Raw genomic sequence first — 14,942 nt, forward strand, 5'->3', positions numbered from 1 at the left:
CCGTGGGCTTGTGATCCCTTGAAGGGGTGATCTCGTGGCTGGTTTGACGAAGTCTGAAATCGCTTCGCAGCTCGGCAGACCGGCCGTGGTCACGGGAGCAACGGGCGGACTCGGGTACGAGGCAGCGTTGGCGCTGGCCAAGGCCGGTGCAGAAGTCATTCTGACCGGCCGCGACGATCAGAAGGGCCGATCGGCGGTCGAGAAGATCAGCCGCGAAGTGACTGGCGCCAAGGTAAGTTACGAACGCCTCGATCTGGCGAGCCTCGCCTCGGTCGCCGACTTCGCGCAGCGGATGCACTCCCGGCAGTCCCTTGATCTGCTGATCAACAATGCCGGAGTGATGGCGCTGCCCCGCCGGCAAACCACGGCAGACGGCTTTGAGATGCAGTTTGGAACAAACCATCTGGGTCACTTCGCGCTTACGGCCCGGCTGATGCCGCTGCTGCGCCGGGCAACCGGAGCACGAGTCGTGAGCCTCAGCAGCCTGGCGCACCGTACCGGGCTCATCGATTTCGGTGATCTGCAGGGCGCGCGATTGTATTCGCCGTGGAAGGCCTATGGGCAATCGAAGCTCGCCTGCTTGATGTTCGTGCTTGAACTGCAACGGCGAAGCGACGCGGCGGGCTGGAAGTTGATAAGTAACGCAGCCCATCCGGGATTTGCCCGAACCAACCTATTCACGAGCGGTCCGGGCGGTCTTGTTTCACTTGCGAGCGGCTTCGCTGCTCCATTGTTCGGTCATTCCGCTGCGGATGGCGCCCGGCCAATCCTGTTCGCAGCGACGAGCCCGGAGGCAAAACCGGGCGCTTATTACGGACCGGGAGGATTTGGCGAACTGCGAGGCGCACCGTCGCGCGCCCTGATCATGCCGCAGGCGCGAGACGCGGCAGCGGCTGACAGACTTTGGGACGTTTCCGAGAAAATGACAGGTACATCGTTCGAATAACGGTCGGCGGATGCAACTGGCAAAAAGCGTCATCGACGTCGGACTTTCGACGAACAATCTGGAGCCAATGCTGCGGTTCTGGCAGCAGGATGCCGGCGTTCGCTTCGACCATGTGTTGCCGGTCCGCTGGGGCAGAAGCAGTACAGGCACGATGAGCAAGGCTCCGTCATCAAACTCAACCATCACGTGGAGCCCTTGCCGGAGGCGGCCCCGAGCGGGTTTCGCGAGCTGATGATCGCGAGAGAAGGTCTGCGCGAGCCGCGTCAGATGGTCGACCCCGACGGCAATCGTGTGCAGCTGGTGCCCAAGGGGTTTGATGGCGTCACTCAGTTGGGCATTGCCATGGCCGTCCGAAGTCTTGGCGAACACCGCAGGTTCTATGGCGATATTCTCGGCTTCGCCGAAGAGTCCTGGTCGGGCGGTCCGGCCTTTCGCCTGGGAGACAGCCTGCTTCTTCTCAGGGAAGACCGCGCCGCAACCGTCGATCCGGTTCGGCAAGCGAGCGGATGGCGCTACATCACCCTGCAGGTGGCCGATATCGACGCCGTGCATGGCGAGCTGATTGGCAAAGGGGTGCGCGAAGGTCTTGCACCGATAACGCTTGGGGACGTGGCACGGATATCGATGATCCTCGATCCCGACGGCAACTGGATCGAGCTATCCCGCCGGGCCTCAATCGTCGGCAATCTGTCTTGAGGAGAAATGCCATGGCCGCACAACCCAGATCGGGCAACGAGGACCATAACGTTCAAATCGTCCTCAACGGGTTCGATACCCTGTTCAACAAACGCGATTACGCTGCCGCGGAACGCTACTGGTCGCCGCGTTATATCCAGCACAGTGCGCACATCCCGCCCGGCCGCGAGGGACTGTTCGGCATGATCAAGATCATGCCCGAGACGCTGCGCTACCAGAACCATCTTGCCGCGGCGACTGGCGGCTTCGTCATCCTTCATGGCCGATTCAGCGGTTTCGGTCCGGTTGCGTGGGTCGTCGCTGACATCGTGCGCATGGAGGATGGCGTGCCCGCGGAGCACTGGGACGTCATCCAGGACGAAGCCAAGCGCGAGCAGTCGCGCAGCGGCCTGCCGATGTTCGGCGACAGTTTCCCGGCTTGATCGCGGAGCGGACGTCCGCGCGAGAATCTCCAACCAGACCTCAGACCTTCACCTCGTGATGGTCCCAATAGGATTTTCTGATCTCGCGCCGAAGTATTTTTCCGAAGGAAGACATCGGCATCTGGTCGCGGAAATCGATCCTTTTCGGAACCTTGAAGCTGGACAGGAACGTCTTGCAGTGCTTGATGAGCTCGGCCTCTTCGACAGAACTGCCAGGCTTCAATTTGATGGCCGCGACGACTATTTCGCCCCACTTCGGATCGGGAGCGCCTACCACGGCGGCCATTTCTACGGCGGGATGCCTGTAGAGAATCTCCTCGATGTCGTTGGGGAATATGTTCTCGCCGCCGCTGATGATCATGTCCTTCTTGCGATCGACGATGTAGAGGTGTCCCTCCTCGTCGAACCGGCCCATGTCTCCCAGCGTGAAGAAGCCGCCGTGTCTTGCACTGGCCGTCGCCTCCGGATTGTTGAAATATTCCCGGATGAGCGTTGCGCCGCCGATGTGAATTTCCCCGACCTCGCCTTGCGGAACCACGTTTCCCTGTTCGTCGCGCAGCTCGACGAACATTCCGATCACCGGCCGGCCGACGGATCGAACCTTGCGGCGCTGGTCTTCGGGAGCGAGATTCGTCACCAGGCCGACTTCGGTGGCGCCATAGAATTCGTTAAGGCCAGCCTTGGGGAATCTCCGGAGGATCGCCTCCTTCGTGTGCGTCAGCAGGGGCGATCCGCCGCTCAACAGAAGCCGCAGCGATCCCAGGTCGAACCGGTCTATTTCTTCGCTGGTGACCATGGAGGCCCACATGGTCGGCACCATGAAGGTCCAGGTCGCCCGGGTTTGATCGATCATCCAGAAGACGTTCGCCGGCGAAGTATCGCTCGTCACGGTGACGGTGCCGCCCCGGAAAATCTGCAGCAGGGCGAACAGCGCCGGCGCTTCGTGGAACAGGGGTGCGGCGACCAGTTCCCGATCGCTCTCGGTTATTCTGTAGATCGTTGCAATCCTCCGCAGGCAGTCGGCGAACTCCCGATGTGGATTGACGCACCCTTTTGGAAAGCCCGTCGTGCCCGACGTATAGCCCTGGAAGTAACAGGCTGAGAGATCGGCCGGCGTGGAAGGCGGCGCATCTCGTCCGGCGGCAATCAGGGCCTCGTACGAATGTCTCGCGTAATCCGCTGAACCATTGGTGACCACATAGCGCCCGTCGACGGTGGGCAACCTCGTTCGCAGCGACTGCACCGTTTCGGTGAAGTCATCATCGAATAACAATACGCGCGCACCAGAGTGATTGACGACATATTCGATCTCGCTCGCGGTGAACCGGAAGTTCAGAGGTACGACCGCCGCTCCCATCAGAGCGGCCGCCTGGTAGATCTCCAAATAGCGGCTGCTGTTCTGCATGAGCAGCGCGATACGATCGCCGGACGCCAGACCCAGTTCGGCCAGGGCACTGCTCAGACGGCAGACACGGGACCATAGCTGGGCGTAAGTCTGCGTGCCCGCGGAGGAGACGAGCGCAACTTTGTCCGGCGTGTAGGTCGCGTACCAGTGCAGCGCATCACCAATTCGGCTCGGCATGAAAGCCCCTCCGTTCAATCGGGAAGGTTGTATCCGACCTCGGCGAGCCCGATCAGGTCGCCGGTGGAGTCCCTCGCCTCGACGGCAACCTGGACCCAGTTCTTTCCGGGGCCGAAATAGTGCTTTTGCTTTACCTTGCCCGTTGCGGTCACGGTTTCTCCCACTTTGACCGGTTTGGTGAACTTGGCGTCGACGAACCGGATCGATCCGCCGTTCTTTCCGATTACTCCCCATGCTCGCGTTACAACCGAAGTAAGCGTCGACATCGTCATCATGCCATGACCGACCGTCTCGGGGATGCCGAATACCTGGGCACGCGCCGCCCATTCTTCATTGGTATGGACGGGATTCATGTCGAGCGAGGCCAGCGCGTAGTGATCGATGGCCGGCTGAGCGTAGGATTGCACGACCGGCGGAAACGAATGGCCGGTCTGTATCTCCGCGAACGAGATTGGCATCTTCAAAGCTCCTCAGTCAGGCATTGGCGAAACGGGAGACATCTGCACGCGTCGCCGGCAGGATCAGCGAGCACCACCAGCGGGCCTTGAGGACGCTGCTCTCATTCCGGAAGTCGAGCAGCATCTGGAGATAGGGCTTTCCGCGCTGCGTGAACTTGTCGGCGGTCGTGATCGTCGTCGAGATGATTTCGCCGTAGCGGAACGGTTCGACAATTTCGATGCGCTGCTGGGGATTGCGGGCGCCGGGTGTCCGTATCCAGGTGCCGATACCCTTCTCGCCCAGGCTGTAGAAGGCTATCGTCGTCACGAAAACAGGATGTTGAAGGAGTTCACCCGTGGGGGAATGCTGCCGGGCAAAAGCCGGGTCAATCATCAATGGATCTGTTTCGCCGCACGCCCGGTTGTAGTCCAGTATGTCCTCTTCGGTGATCTCGAACGTGCGCTGCGCCGGGCCGCTATGTCCAACGGTGGCTTCGTCCCAGGTCTCGTACCGCTCCCACCCGATCATGAAATCCCGGGAGAAATGCTTCTGCTTCTCTGTTTCGACGTACCTGTCCAATCTGCTAGGAACGGGCATGCGACGTTTCCTCGGTAAGATTTATTGAACGTACGTTAGATTTTTATCTAACGTACGTTAGAAAATCAAGCACTTCTGCGCGGAATTGATAAAATGGCAGCCGAAACGTCGACAAAGGACAGAAAGTTGCGAAGTAGCAAAAGGATGTCCGCCGACAAATCCACGCCCTCCAAGGGCGAGCAGGCTAAGGCGCGGATCATTTCCGTGGCCGAGACCCTCTTCAACAAGCAGGGCTTCGACGGCGCCTCGATGCGTGATATCGCGGCCGCCGCCGAAATGCAGGCGGCCTCCGTCTACTACTACTTCGAATCGAAGGAGGAACTGCTCTGGGCGGTCTGGGAGAAAGGCGGCATCGAACTCCTCAATCGGGTCGTCGATGCAATCGCCGGCAAGACGGACCCCTGGCAGCGGATGGAAACCGCCTGCGTCGCCCACACCACGGGCCTGCTCGATTGGCGGCGAGCCAACCAGGCGTTTTTTATCATGCCGCCGTGGCACTACCCGGAGAGCATCAGGGCAAGAGTCATCGCCCTGCGGGACGAATACGAGAAGATCTTCATCGGCTTGATCGACGATCTTCCCCTGCGCAAGGGTGTCGATCGCCGCTATCTGCGTCTGACCGTCATCGGAGCGCTCTCCTGGTCGCTCTTCTGGTTCAAGAAGGAGCGCGACACTCCTGCCGCGATAGCAAAGCAGATGCTCTCAATGCTCCGCACTGGCATCGAGGACTAGATATCCGAATTCGAGGCGCGACTTGCGGTCGTCCCTTCACGACGCACCGTTCAAGTCAGGCGCAAGAACATCGTGCGGAAGCGAGAAGTGCTCCACCCTCTTCGCCGGCTTGTTATTGAACAACAACCGAACGACGTCGGGGCGGGAGTAATGCCCCGCAGGGTCAGCCGCGTTCTTCGCTACGCCGATCGCGGCGAGATCGATTGTGGCATAGACGATCCCTTCGCTGGTCTCAGGCAACTTCTCCGCGAGCGGACTGCCGTCAGGCCCGTAGATTACGGCATGTCCGCCGCCCTCATGGACCAGATTGCGCTTGTCCTCTGTGTCGCACATCTCCTCGACCATCTCCCGGGAGATAACGGCGCAAGGCGCCAGGACGAAACAGGATCCTTCGACCGCATAAACCTTGCTGACGGCATTGTTGGTTTCCCAACCAAGCGCGTGCGCAAAGGGCTCGTACATGGAGAAGCTCGGCCACGCTCCCACATGCACCTGCTCGTTCTGGGCGTACATGGCGTACTTGGTCAGAGGCTGCAGATGCTCCCAGCAACACAGCGCGCCTAATCGCCCGAGGTCGGCGCGGTCGTGAACGGTGATGTGGCTGCCGTCTCCCTCGCCGAACACCGTTCGTTCGACATGGGTGGGCCGAAGCTTGCGACGTCTGGCGATGGTTTCCCCGTCGGGACCAATCAGCCATTGCGAGATGTAGAGACTGCCGCCATCGCGCTCCGAAAGACCGAGCACCACTGTGATCTTGTTGTCGCGCGCCGCGTCGGCGATTTTCCGAGCGAGCGGACTGTCGTAGCTTAGGGAATTGTCGAAGTAGCGCTGTACGAACCCCTTCCCGATTGCCCACGCCGGCGTTCCCACCCAGATGTACCAGGGATAGCCGGGAATCCAGGTTTCGGGGAAGGCGATCAGCTTCGCCCCCTCTTTTGCGGCTTCCTCGATGTATCGGATGGTCTTGGCGACCGTGCCTTCCAGGTCGATCCAGACTGGCGCCGCCTGCACGACTGCCGCCTTGTATTTCGGATGAGTAATGCCCATGGCTCGTCCCTCTGCTGTAAGGCCGCGATTGTTGGCCCTAACGAATTTGCGATATCCCCGCTGCGATGGACGACGCCGGTCGAGCCATCCCGGCATTGCCGAGCAACACGGCTTCAAAGTCTTGCGCATCACCGCTGACATTCACCTGCTCGAAGTAATCGTACCAACCCGACGCGGCGATCTGCCGCTCAAATTCGCGCTGAAACTCGACGTTGGGCACACGATAGACGCAAAAGAAATCGTACGGAGCACGGCGATCAGTGCCGGGAGAGTTCATGCCATAGGCAACGACGTCGACGCCGGCGGACGCCAGACCTCTGACCGCTTCGACTATTCTCTTCGCGAAATCGGTTCTCTCGCTTTCCGGGCATTTGGCCCAGGCGGGACGGTAGTTATAGAGCTCGATAAAGATCTGTTGCATGACGCGACCTTGCTGGCAGTGTTGTCGATCGTTTATTCGGCAAAGGGTGACTGATGTAGAAAGTCAACCGCAGAAAAGCGCATATATCCTGGGACGTACTTCAAGCCGAAGTCGGCAATGAAATTGTCTCTTGTCGTATCCGGATGATTCTTGGCGATACCGCAAAGGCACGTCGTCAGTTCGTTCTTCATGCTATGCCGAGGAAAAGTCGACAAGATAGCTTTCTTGTTGTCGTCGCTCAGCTCGTTATAACCGAGTCCGCCGTAGTCGCAGGCGATGCCGATCTGACAGCAAGCCACGTCGGGGCCCTTATGCTGCGCGATCGATGGGGTGGCATGGAGCGCGATCGAGTCCCAAACTGTCTCCGCACGGCGTTCCCCCATGTTGTGCGAAAGGGCAAAGGCACGGCCGAGGTCCGCTCCCAGAACTTCAAAGCGACGATCGGGAGCGCCACCGCGGGCAAGACCAAGGTCGTGCAGGATCACCGACACCGCAACCAGTTCGGTATCCGGAGTGAGCCCACGACGTTGGGCAAGCTTGGCGCCATAGAGCCAGGAGCGAATCACGTGGTTGAAAAGCCAAGGCTGTGATGTTTCCGCTTCTGCCTCCGCATAAGCATCCCGAACGACCCGACTGTCGGGGAGCTTCAAATCCAGCTCTCGGCCGACCGCCAGTGCTTTGCTGAAATCGGGCTTTTCGTTTTTGCTCACGTTTCACTCCATTGATCGTAAGAAAAGGCTTTGGTTGTCCGCCTTCGCGGAATGGTGTCTGCATGGCGGAAGCCGGGGACCAACCATGCAGAGAAACGCGTCTACGGAAGCCCGAGAGGCCCGACAGGCGCACATGTTCTGAAAAACCTCAGGCATGCTGGCCCACGCGATGGGCAGCGGCCCAGGCGTCGATACGCACGCGTCGTTCGGCGAAGGCCGCCGCCGTGCGCGCGTTCACGGCTTCCAATACCTCTGCGGGCGCCGTATCCGGGCGCCCGGAATTGAAGGGCGGTTGAGGCGCATATTCCAGGCCGAGCTGAACTATCTCGGCCGCGCGTGATCCACGCAGCTCCGCGATCAGTGCCAGCACGAAATCGATGCCGGCGGTGACGCCTCCGCCCGACAGGATATTGCCGTCCCTCACGATGCGGCCCTCGTCGATGACGGCGCCGAAGACCGGAAGAAATTCGCGCCACGCCCAGTGGCAGGCCGCGCGGCGTCCGGCAATAAGTCCGGCAGCGCCCAAAATAAGCGATCCCGTGCAGACCGAAGTCAGGTAACGCGCGGTCGCGCCGAGCCTGGCGATCTCTTTGATGAATCGATCGTTCTCGATGGCGTTGATGCAGCCACCGCCGCCAGGCACGAGGAGCACGTCGCACGATTCGATGACCGTCAGATCTTCCAGGTTTGAGAAGGTAAGCCGGTCCGCCGTGACCGGGTCGCCGTCCAAGGAAGCCACCCGCACGTTCAGATCGGGCGTGCGCGAGAGGAACTGGTGCGGACCGGTGAAGTCGAGTTGGGTCACGCCGTCGTAAGCGGGTATCACCACGTTGATTGGCTGGGTCATCGCTTGTCCCTCCTGATGGACAACCTTTACAGCCGAGCCTATAAGGCCGGAAGGTCAAACTTCCCTATGATCCGGCCATGCGCACGATTGGCTTTTACGTTTCCCCAGGGTTTCAGATGCTCGACCTCGCCGGTCCGGCCGGCGCGTTCGAAGCGGCAAATCTCGAGCTCGGAAGTCCGGCCTATCGGATCCATCTCCTCGCGGACGATGCGGGTGCCGTAACCAACAGCCTTGGCATGGCGACCGTTGCGGCATCTCTCAATGATGCCGTGCTCGATACGCTCGTCGTTATCGGCGGACCAATCGAGCCACGCCTTTCCGCCGGCGCGCTAAGCCGCATCGTGGACGCGTCGAACCGGTGCCGGCGGGTGGCGAGCGTCTGCACGGGCGCATTCACGCTTGCGGCGGCCGGGCTGCTCGACGGGTGCCGGGCAACGACGCATTGGCGATTTGCGGCTCGCCTGCAGCAAGACTATCCATCCATCCGGGTCGAGGCGGATCGCATCTACTGCCGGGACGGAAACATATGGACTTCAGCGGGCATCACGGCCGGCATCGATCTCGCGCTGGCCTTGATCGAAGAGGACCATGGTTTCGACATCGCCAAGGGCGCCGCACAGCACCTTGTCGTCTATCATCGTCGCCATGGCGGACAATCGCAATTCGCGGCCTCGGTCGATCTGGCACCGAAGAACAACCGCATTTCCGCCGCCATCTGCTACGCCCGCGATCACATCGCCGAAGCGCTGACCCTCGAAGATTTGGCGGAAGCAGTCGGGATGAGCCGACGCCAGTTCAGTCGCGCATTCCGGGCGCAGACCGGCACCACGCCCGCGCGCGTGGTGGAACGGCTCCGCGCCGATATGGCCCGAGGCCGCATCGAGTCGACCACCGAACCCGTCGAACGCATCGCGGAGGCGGTCGGCTTCGGTGACGCGGAAAACATGAGGCGCGCCTTCATCCGCATCTACGGACAGCCGCCTCAATCGATCAGGCGCGCCATTCGAGGCTAGGACAGCGAATTCGTACGTTCCGCCTCCAATGGGTAAGCGGCTCAAACCCCTCATCCGCAAGACCCAGCCCTATGCCAAACGCATCGGCCACAAGGGCATCTGGGTTGAACCCAAGCTTCTCGCTGAAATCGAGTATCGCGCGAAGTCAGCCGAGGGAAAGGTCCGCCACCCGTGGGCTACGGGAGGATCTGTGATGGATTGTGAATAGGCGCCCAACATTGACCCCGTCATCATGAGGTCAATCAGGTACTTAGAATACCGATGGGCGCTCGGACCCCACGCCGAGCGACATAGAAGCACTTCCGTCCCTGCGTGATCACAGACGGCTTCGCCGAGCTACCCTCAAATCGCGCTCAATCCACCATCGACGACGAGATCGGCGCCGGCGACGTAACTGCTCTCGTCGGAGGCCAGGAACAGCGCGGCGGCAGCGATCTCCTCGGGTCGGCCAAGCCGGTCGAGCGGAGTTGCAGCCCTGAAGCTCGCCCGGATCGCGTCCGCGCCTTCCTTCGTCGTTGCCTGCGCGTCGATGATGGGCGTGTCGATCGCGCCCGGACTGATCGCGTTGACACGGATGCCGCGGTCCTTGAGTTCGGCCGTCCACGTTCGCACAAACGAACGAACGCTTGCCTTGGTGGCGCTGTAGGCGGTGTAGCCCGGAATGCCCTTGAAGGCGGCGATAGAAGAAATCAGGACGATGGCTCCGCCATCGCGGAAGAGAGGTAGCGCCTTCTGAACCGTGAACAGAAGCCCGCGCACATTGATGCCGAAGGTCTGGTCGAAATTTTTCTCCGTCACTTCGACGAACGGCTCCGGATCGATGAAGCCCGCGTTTGCGACCAGGATGTCGATCCTTCCCTTCTCGCTCCGGATCCTCTCGTAGAGCCGATCGAGATCCTGGAGGTTCTGGACGTCCCCTCGAACGGCCGCTGCGCGCTCTCCAATCAGGGCAACCGCCATTTTGAGCTCGTCCTGGCGGCGGCCTGTGATGTAGACAAATGCCCCCTCCCTCGCAAACCGCTGGGCCGTCGCGAGTCCGAGACCACTGCTGCCGCCTGTTATGAGCGCCACTTTACCTTGCAGTCTTGGCATCATTCCCTTCCTTCCAATCAGGATGCGACTGAGAGCCGGGCAGCCGCCTGCTTCGGGGCCGGCGGCAAGAGCTTATTGTCGATCAGAGACTGCAGGGCCTTGCGGAACGACACCTCCGTGTCGACCACCTTTGCGAAGCCGGCCTGGCGCAGCTTGACAGTGCTCACGAAGGCCCTCGGTCCCGCCGGGGCGCCATAGGCGAAAGCGAAGTCGGCATGCTGGTCCCCTTGACCGACCAGATCCCGCAGGCTCCGCGAGCGAAGACCATACTTCGCGACGATCTTGCCCCAAACGTCGGCGTGTTCCGCGAGGTACGCCGTCACACTCATCGGCGTGTCCGGTCCGGCCTCGACGCCGAGGGTTTCGGCGATCCCCGGCCACACATTGCGCCACTCGAACACGTCGCCGTTGGTGATGTTGAAAGCCTCGTTCGCTGCCTGAGGCGACTGCGCAGCCCAGACCGCCACGTCCCCGACGAGATCTGCATCGGCCGCTTCCCAGACAAACGACGGGCCGCCCGGGAAGCCGAACGGCTCACCCTTCTCGCGACGGATTGCCGCGTAGGCTCCGATGGCGGGGAGCACGTTCAGCGCCCCTGGGGTGGGACCGGTGACGAGTTGCGGACGCAGAGCCGTATAGTTGAAACCGTGCTTGGCCCCCATCTCACCCACATAGGCTTCCTGATCGAAGAAGAAGTTCGGGTGATCCTTGCGGGCATCACGCTCGCGGGCGGGGATCGGGATCGGATGCAAGTGCACGCCGTAGACCTTGGTCCCCTGCAGGACGCTGATGTGCTGGAAATTCGTCGCGCTGCGGACAATCGGCTCCACGACGTTGCGCAGCATCGTGTTGTTGGTATCGATCTGGTCCTTGCTCGACCATCCGGCGACCAGCTCGGGCTTTTCGTGCAGGGCCGTGTAGGCGATGTGCGTGACGTCGGTCAGCGGCTCGAATGCGGCGCGGGCCTTTTCCCGATCCCGCAGATCGACGGACAGGAAGTCGATGTCGCGGCCGCTCGGCAGTTCGGGCTTGCGGCGTGAGACGCCTACCACGTCCCATCCCGCGTCAAGAAACCTCTCGATGGCCGCGACGCCCAGCAGGCCGCTTGCGCCTGTGATCAGGACCTTCTGCGGAGCGATCTTGCTTTGATTGGTCGTATTCATGATTTCAATCCTGGTTGTTGTGGATGTTTGTCACGCGTGAGGACGGTCACGCAGCCGATGCGCTGGCCTCGAGCCATTTCGCGATGTTGTCGGCGGCATCGCCGTAGAAAGTCCGATAGAGATCTTCGGTCACGTAGCCGATGTGAGGAGTCGCCAGGAGGTTCTGCAGCTTCCGGAACGGATGATCCGAAGGCAGTGGCTCCACGCCGAATACGTCGACCGCCGCGCCGGCAATCCGATGCGCCTGCAGCGCTTCGATCAGAGCTGCTTCGTCCACTATCGGACCACGCGACGTGTTGATGAGCCTTGCCGTCGGCTTCATCAGGGCGAGTTCGGGCGCCCCAATCAACCCCTTGGTACGATGGCTCAGGACGAGATGGACTGTCACGATGTCCGCTTCGCGGAACAGCGTCGGCTTGTCCACGAGGGTGGCACCGGCGGCGCTGGCTTTCTCCTCCGTGAGGTTTTGGCTCCAGGCGATCACCTTCATGCCAAAGGCAAGACCGATCCGCGCGATTTCTTTTCCTATGTTTCCTAACCCGACGACCGCGAGCGTCTTGCCTCGCAGGTTCGAGCCGAGCCCGATCTGCCAGCCGCCCGCCTTGAGCGACGCCGCCTCCCGGTCGATGCCCCGCATGTTCGCCATGATCAGCGACCAGGTGAACTCGATGGTCGGGGTAGAATCGTAGCCCGTCGCGGTGACCGCGATGCCGAGATCGGTCGCGGCCTGGCTGTCGATGGACGCGTTTCGCGGCCCGGTCGAAGCAATCAGCTTCAGGTTCGGTAGCTGCTGCAGAATCTCCCTAGGAAGCGGAGTGCGCTCCCGCATGGCGCAAACCACATCGAACGGCCGCAACCGTTCGATAACGGCCGAGGGGTCAGTCAAGTGGTCGTTGAACACGGTGATCTCGGCGTGCGCTGGCGGACGCTAGACCAGTCCGCGAGCCGCAGCGCCACGTTCTGGTAGTCGTCGAGGATAGCAACCTTCATTGCAGCCCTCCCTCAGCGTTCGGCGACGAAGAACTCGCACAGAGCTCCAGCTACCGCCTTAGGGTCGTTCTCCATCGGAATGTGGCCGGCCGACTTGATCCGGACGAGCCGCGTTTGCGGAATCTCGCGTGCGTAGCGTTCGGCGTAGTCGACCGTCTGGAAGCCGTCGTCTTCGCCCCAGACGAGGAGCTTCGGGGTCTTGGACTGCAGCAATGCCGGCAGCATCTCCATAGTGTAGCGATGGTCGGCAGCGCCTGCGAGCGCCAGCCAGGATCGGGCGACCCGCGGGTCCGTCCACGGGTCGAGATATTCCGCAATCTCGGCCTCGCTTGCCGGGCGTCCAAGCGCCTTCACGACGGATACGCGACGCGCGGCCAGAATGTCGTCGCGCGTGGTGACCGCAGCGACCGCCGGATCCCGGAAGCGGGCGACGCCGGGTACCGGCCAAGAGTCGTACATGGTTCCGTTCACGACCGCGACGCGCGGTACCTCCACCGCCTTCGCGAGCATCAAGTGCTGCGCGACGCCGCCGCCGATGTCGTGACCGGCCACCATGACCGGGTCCTTGTGTCCGAGCGCCTGGAGGAAACGGACGAGCCAGGCCGAGAGACGCGGCACTGAAGCCTCGGCAACCGTGAGTTCCCCTCCGGAGCGACCGAAGCCGGAAAAATCCACCGCCACCGGGCGGAGACCCGCAGCGGCGATGTCGTCGAGCACCGGCTGCCAGACGCGGCTCCAATAGGTACCATGAAGCAGGAGAACCAAAGGCCCGCCTTTGCCGGCCGTCAGATAGCTGATCGGAACACCGCCTACATCGACGGTTTCGCGTCTCGTCATCGCACTATCCTCTCCACGTGTTTCTCCCTGAACCGTCACGCCGCCGACGCCCTGGTCGCGGTTTGTCCGAACAGGATCTTCTTCCCCTCCTCCGTGACGGCCGGGCGGCTCGAGTACGGCTCGCCTTTGGCGTAGGCCCGCTGCGTGCCGGGGCGGCTGCGCACCGAGTCGAACCAGCGGCGGAGGTTGGGGAAGTCCTCCAGATTCTGTTGCTGACGCTTCCAGGGAACGACCCAGGGATACGAAGCCATGTCTGCGATGCTGTAGCTGTCGCCGCCAATGAAGGCGCGGTTTTCCAGGTGCCGGTCGAGCACGCCGTAGAGCCGGTTCGTCTCGTTGACGTAGCGGTCGATCGCGTACGGGATCTTGGTCGGGGCGTAGACGCCGAAATGGTGGTTCTGACCGGCCATCGGTCCGAGCCCACCGACCTGCCAGAACAACCACTCCGCCGCGGTCTTGCGGCCACGCACATCCTTGGGAATGAAGCGACCGGACTTCTCGGCCAGGTACAGCAGAATGGCGCCCGACTCGAATACGCTGATCGCCTCGCCGCCGTCGGCCGGCGCGGTGTCGATGATCGCCGGCATGCGGTTATTCGGCGAGATCGCCAGAAACTCGGGCTTGAATTGATCGCCGCCACTGATGTCGACCGGATGGATCGCATAATCCAGCCCGGCCTCTTCCAGGAACATCGTAACCTTGTGGCCGTTCGGAGTAGGCCAGTAGTAGAGCTCGATCATCTGCGATCTCTCTGTGCGCTAAGCGCGAGGCCGCCACGCAGAGGCGAACGGCGGCCTTCGCGCGTCAAGCGGCGGGTCTCAGCTTGCCCGGCGCGTTCCACTCGGCTCCCTTCATGAAAGGGTCGAGCGGTGTCTGCGCCAGGTGGTTTGTGTAGTTCGAGATGAGCTTGGTCGCGGCGAGGACGAGCACGTCCAGCATCGCGCGGGTGTCGTAGCCCGCCGCCTTGAATGCAGACACGTCCGCTTCGCTGAGGACTCCGCGGCTTCGCGTCACCTTGGCCGCGAACTGACGCAAGGCCTCGAGCTTGGGATCGGCGATCGGCCGTCCTTCACGTACAGCCGCGATGGCCTCGGGCTCGACCTTCGCCATGCGCGACAGGTTCGTGTGGCCGGCCATGCAGTACGTGCACTCGTTTTCGTAGATGATCGCGATATAGGCGACGTTGCGCTCCTGCGGCGTGAAGCCCGTCTTCTCCGCGATGCTCCACAGGGTCGCGTAAGCTTCCAGGGCGGCGGGACTCTCCGCCAGTACGCGGTGGAGATTCGGAACCTGGCCCCAGGACTTCTGAACGCTATCGAGGATCTCCGTCGAGTCCGTCGGCGCCGAGGACGCGTCGTGAAGTGTGAAACCGTTGATCATCCCTCGTCTCCTTTACGATGTGACGGCGA

18 protein-coding genes and 1 pseudogene are annotated in these 14,942 nt (G+C 61.8%); 6 read left to right on the forward strand and 13 right to left on the reverse strand.

The window, feature by feature from the left end; translation table 11 throughout:
* Window positions 1-34: 34 nt before the first annotated feature.
* The 3 genes from LRP30_RS41525 to LRP30_RS41535 all read left to right on the forward strand — a co-directional run bounded on the left by LRP30_RS41525 (window position 35) and on the right by LRP30_RS41535 (window position 2,064).
* A complete protein-coding gene (locus tag LRP30_RS41525) occupies window positions 35-946 on the forward strand; it encodes an SDR family oxidoreductase (protein WP_249758570.1) in 912 nt (303 codons plus the stop codon).
* A 195-nt stretch (window positions 947-1,141) separates the two neighbouring features.
* Entirely contained in the window at window positions 1,142-1,642 is a 501-nt protein-coding gene (locus LRP30_RS41530) for a VOC family protein (RefSeq protein WP_249758571.1), read from the forward strand.
* Window positions 1,643-1,653: 11 nt separating this feature from the next.
* The gene (locus tag LRP30_RS41535; RefSeq protein WP_249758572.1) at window positions 1,654-2,064 is read left to right on the forward strand and encodes a nuclear transport factor 2 family protein; all 411 of its coding nucleotides are present in this window, start codon (window positions 1,654-1,656) and stop codon (window positions 2,062-2,064) included.
* 40 nt (window positions 2,065-2,104) lie between these two features.
* Here LRP30_RS41535 and LRP30_RS41540 read toward each other — a convergent pair whose 3' ends face one another.
* From LRP30_RS41540 to LRP30_RS41550, 3 genes are read right to left on the reverse strand one after another with little or no spacing between them, the layout of a single operon-like run.
* Entirely contained in the window at window positions 2,105-3,646 is a 1,542-nt protein-coding gene (locus tag LRP30_RS41540; RefSeq protein WP_249758573.1) for an AMP-binding protein, read from the reverse strand.
* Window positions 3,647-3,660: 14 nt separating this feature from the next.
* Window positions 3,661-4,104, reverse strand: coding sequence for a MaoC family dehydratase (locus LRP30_RS41545; RefSeq protein ID WP_249758574.1), 444 nt, complete (start codon window positions 4,102-4,104; stop codon window positions 3,661-3,663).
* 16 nt (window positions 4,105-4,120) lie between these two features.
* Window positions 4,121-4,681 carry a MaoC family dehydratase N-terminal domain-containing protein gene (locus tag LRP30_RS41550; protein ID WP_249758575.1) on the reverse strand — a complete coding sequence of 187 codons (561 nt, stop codon included), beginning with the start codon at window positions 4,679-4,681 and terminating at the stop codon, window positions 4,121-4,123.
* 144 nt (window positions 4,682-4,825) lie between these two features.
* Here LRP30_RS41550 and LRP30_RS41555 point away from each other — a divergent pair, with 144 nt between their 5' ends.
* Window positions 4,826-5,413: a TetR family transcriptional regulator gene (locus LRP30_RS41555; protein WP_249758576.1), complete on the forward strand. Its 588-nt coding sequence runs from the start codon at window positions 4,826-4,828 to the stop codon at window positions 5,411-5,413.
* Between the two features lie 36 nt (window positions 5,414-5,449).
* Here LRP30_RS41555 and LRP30_RS41560 read toward each other — a convergent pair whose 3' ends face one another.
* The 4 genes from LRP30_RS41560 to LRP30_RS41575 form a co-directional block, all read right to left on the reverse strand.
* Entirely contained in the window at window positions 5,450-6,460 is a 1,011-nt protein-coding gene (locus LRP30_RS41560) for a carbon-nitrogen hydrolase family protein (protein WP_249758577.1), read from the reverse strand.
* 37 nt (window positions 6,461-6,497) lie between these two features.
* Window positions 6,498-6,881 (reverse strand): DUF6616 family protein, encoded by a 384-nt coding sequence (locus LRP30_RS41565; protein WP_249758578.1) that lies wholly within the window; start codon window positions 6,879-6,881, stop codon window positions 6,498-6,500.
* 32 nt (window positions 6,882-6,913) lie between these two features.
* Window positions 6,914-7,591: an HD domain-containing protein gene (locus LRP30_RS41570; RefSeq protein ID WP_249758579.1), complete on the reverse strand. Its 678-nt coding sequence runs from the start codon at window positions 7,589-7,591 to the stop codon at window positions 6,914-6,916.
* A 148-nt stretch (window positions 7,592-7,739) separates the two neighbouring features.
* Window positions 7,740-8,438, reverse strand: a complete 699-nt coding sequence (locus tag LRP30_RS41575) for a DJ-1/PfpI family protein (protein ID WP_249758580.1) — start codon at window positions 8,436-8,438, stop codon at window positions 7,740-7,742.
* Window positions 8,439-8,515: 77 nt separating this feature from the next.
* Here LRP30_RS41575 and LRP30_RS41580 point away from each other — a divergent pair, with 77 nt between their 5' ends.
* Together LRP30_RS41580 and LRP30_RS41585 are read left to right on the forward strand one after the other, a co-directional pair.
* Window positions 8,516-9,451 carry a GlxA family transcriptional regulator gene (locus tag LRP30_RS41580; protein ID WP_249758581.1) on the forward strand — a complete coding sequence of 312 codons (936 nt, stop codon included), beginning with the start codon at window positions 8,516-8,518 and terminating at the stop codon, window positions 9,449-9,451.
* A 34-nt stretch (window positions 9,452-9,485) separates the two neighbouring features.
* Window positions 9,486-9,645: pseudogene (locus LRP30_RS41585) on the forward strand (DNA ligase); the annotation flags it as partial.
* A gap of 148 nt (window positions 9,646-9,793) precedes the next feature.
* Here LRP30_RS41585 and LRP30_RS41590 read toward each other — a convergent pair.
* From LRP30_RS41590 to LRP30_RS41615, 6 genes are all read right to left on the reverse strand, one after another.
* Window positions 9,794-10,543, reverse strand: coding sequence for a glucose 1-dehydrogenase (locus LRP30_RS41590; RefSeq protein WP_249761949.1), 750 nt, complete (start codon window positions 10,541-10,543; stop codon window positions 9,794-9,796).
* A 17-nt stretch (window positions 10,544-10,560) separates the two neighbouring features.
* A complete protein-coding gene (locus LRP30_RS41595; RefSeq protein WP_249758582.1) occupies window positions 10,561-11,706 on the reverse strand; it encodes an SDR family oxidoreductase in 1,146 nt (381 codons plus the stop codon).
* Between the two features lie 46 nt (window positions 11,707-11,752).
* Window positions 11,753-12,607: a D-2-hydroxyacid dehydrogenase family protein gene (locus LRP30_RS41600; RefSeq protein ID WP_346016198.1), complete on the reverse strand. Its 855-nt coding sequence runs from the start codon at window positions 12,605-12,607 to the stop codon at window positions 11,753-11,755.
* Between the two features lie 101 nt (window positions 12,608-12,708).
* Entirely contained in the window at window positions 12,709-13,533 is an 825-nt protein-coding gene (locus LRP30_RS41605) for an alpha/beta hydrolase (protein ID WP_249758583.1), read from the reverse strand.
* A 35-nt stretch (window positions 13,534-13,568) separates the two neighbouring features.
* The gene (locus LRP30_RS41610; protein WP_249758584.1) at window positions 13,569-14,273 is read right to left on the reverse strand and encodes a glutathione S-transferase N-terminal domain-containing protein; all 705 of its coding nucleotides are present in this window, start codon (window positions 14,271-14,273) and stop codon (window positions 13,569-13,571) included.
* Between the two features lie 64 nt (window positions 14,274-14,337).
* Window positions 14,338-14,913 carry a carboxymuconolactone decarboxylase family protein gene (locus LRP30_RS41615; protein WP_249758585.1) on the reverse strand — a complete coding sequence of 192 codons (576 nt, stop codon included), beginning with the start codon at window positions 14,911-14,913 and terminating at the stop codon, window positions 14,338-14,340.
* Between the last annotated feature and the right edge of the window lie 29 nt (window positions 14,914-14,942).

This window comes from Bradyrhizobium sp. C-145 (assembly GCF_023375135.1).
Taxonomy (GTDB): domain Bacteria; phylum Pseudomonadota; class Alphaproteobacteria; order Rhizobiales; family Xanthobacteraceae; genus Bradyrhizobium; species Bradyrhizobium zhanjiangense.

Coding starts and splice junctions, on each gene's coding strand:
- LRP30_RS41535 (WP_249758572.1), top strand. CDS start 1,654: ATGGCCGCACAACCCAGATCGGGCAACGAGGACCATAACGTTCAAATC.
- LRP30_RS41540 (WP_249758573.1), bottom strand. CDS start 3,646: ATGCCGAGCCGAATTGGTGATGCGCTGCACTGGTACGCGACCTACACG.
- LRP30_RS41545 (WP_249758574.1), bottom strand. CDS start 4,104: ATGCCAATCTCGTTCGCGGAGATACAGACCGGCCATTCGTTTCCGCCG.
- LRP30_RS41550 (WP_249758575.1), bottom strand. CDS start 4,681: ATGCCCGTTCCTAGCAGATTGGACAGGTACGTCGAAACAGAGAAGCAG.
- LRP30_RS41555 (WP_249758576.1), top strand. CDS start 4,826: ATGTCCGCCGACAAATCCACGCCCTCCAAGGGCGAGCAGGCTAAGGCG.
- LRP30_RS41560 (WP_249758577.1), bottom strand. CDS start 6,460: ATGGGCATTACTCATCCGAAATACAAGGCGGCAGTCGTGCAGGCGGCG.
- LRP30_RS41565 (WP_249758578.1), bottom strand. CDS start 6,881: ATGCAACAGATCTTTATCGAGCTCTATAACTACCGTCCCGCCTGGGCC.
- LRP30_RS41575 (WP_249758580.1), bottom strand. CDS start 8,438: ATGACCCAGCCAATCAACGTGGTGATACCCGCTTACGACGGCGTGACC.
- LRP30_RS41580 (WP_249758581.1), top strand. CDS start 8,516: ATGCGCACGATTGGCTTTTACGTTTCCCCAGGGTTTCAGATGCTCGAC.
- LRP30_RS41590 (WP_249761949.1), bottom strand. CDS start 10,543: ATGCCAAGACTGCAAGGTAAAGTGGCGCTCATAACAGGCGGCAGCAGT.
- LRP30_RS41595 (WP_249758582.1), bottom strand. CDS start 11,706: ATGAATACGACCAATCAAAGCAAGATCGCTCCGCAGAAGGTCCTGATC.
- LRP30_RS41605 (WP_249758583.1), bottom strand. CDS start 13,533: ATGACGAGACGCGAAACCGTCGATGTAGGCGGTGTTCCGATCAGCTAT.
- LRP30_RS41610 (WP_249758584.1), bottom strand. CDS start 14,273: ATGATCGAGCTCTACTACTGGCCTACTCCGAACGGCCACAAGGTTACG.
- LRP30_RS41615 (WP_249758585.1), bottom strand. CDS start 14,913: ATGATCAACGGTTTCACACTTCACGACGCGTCCTCGGCGCCGACGGAC.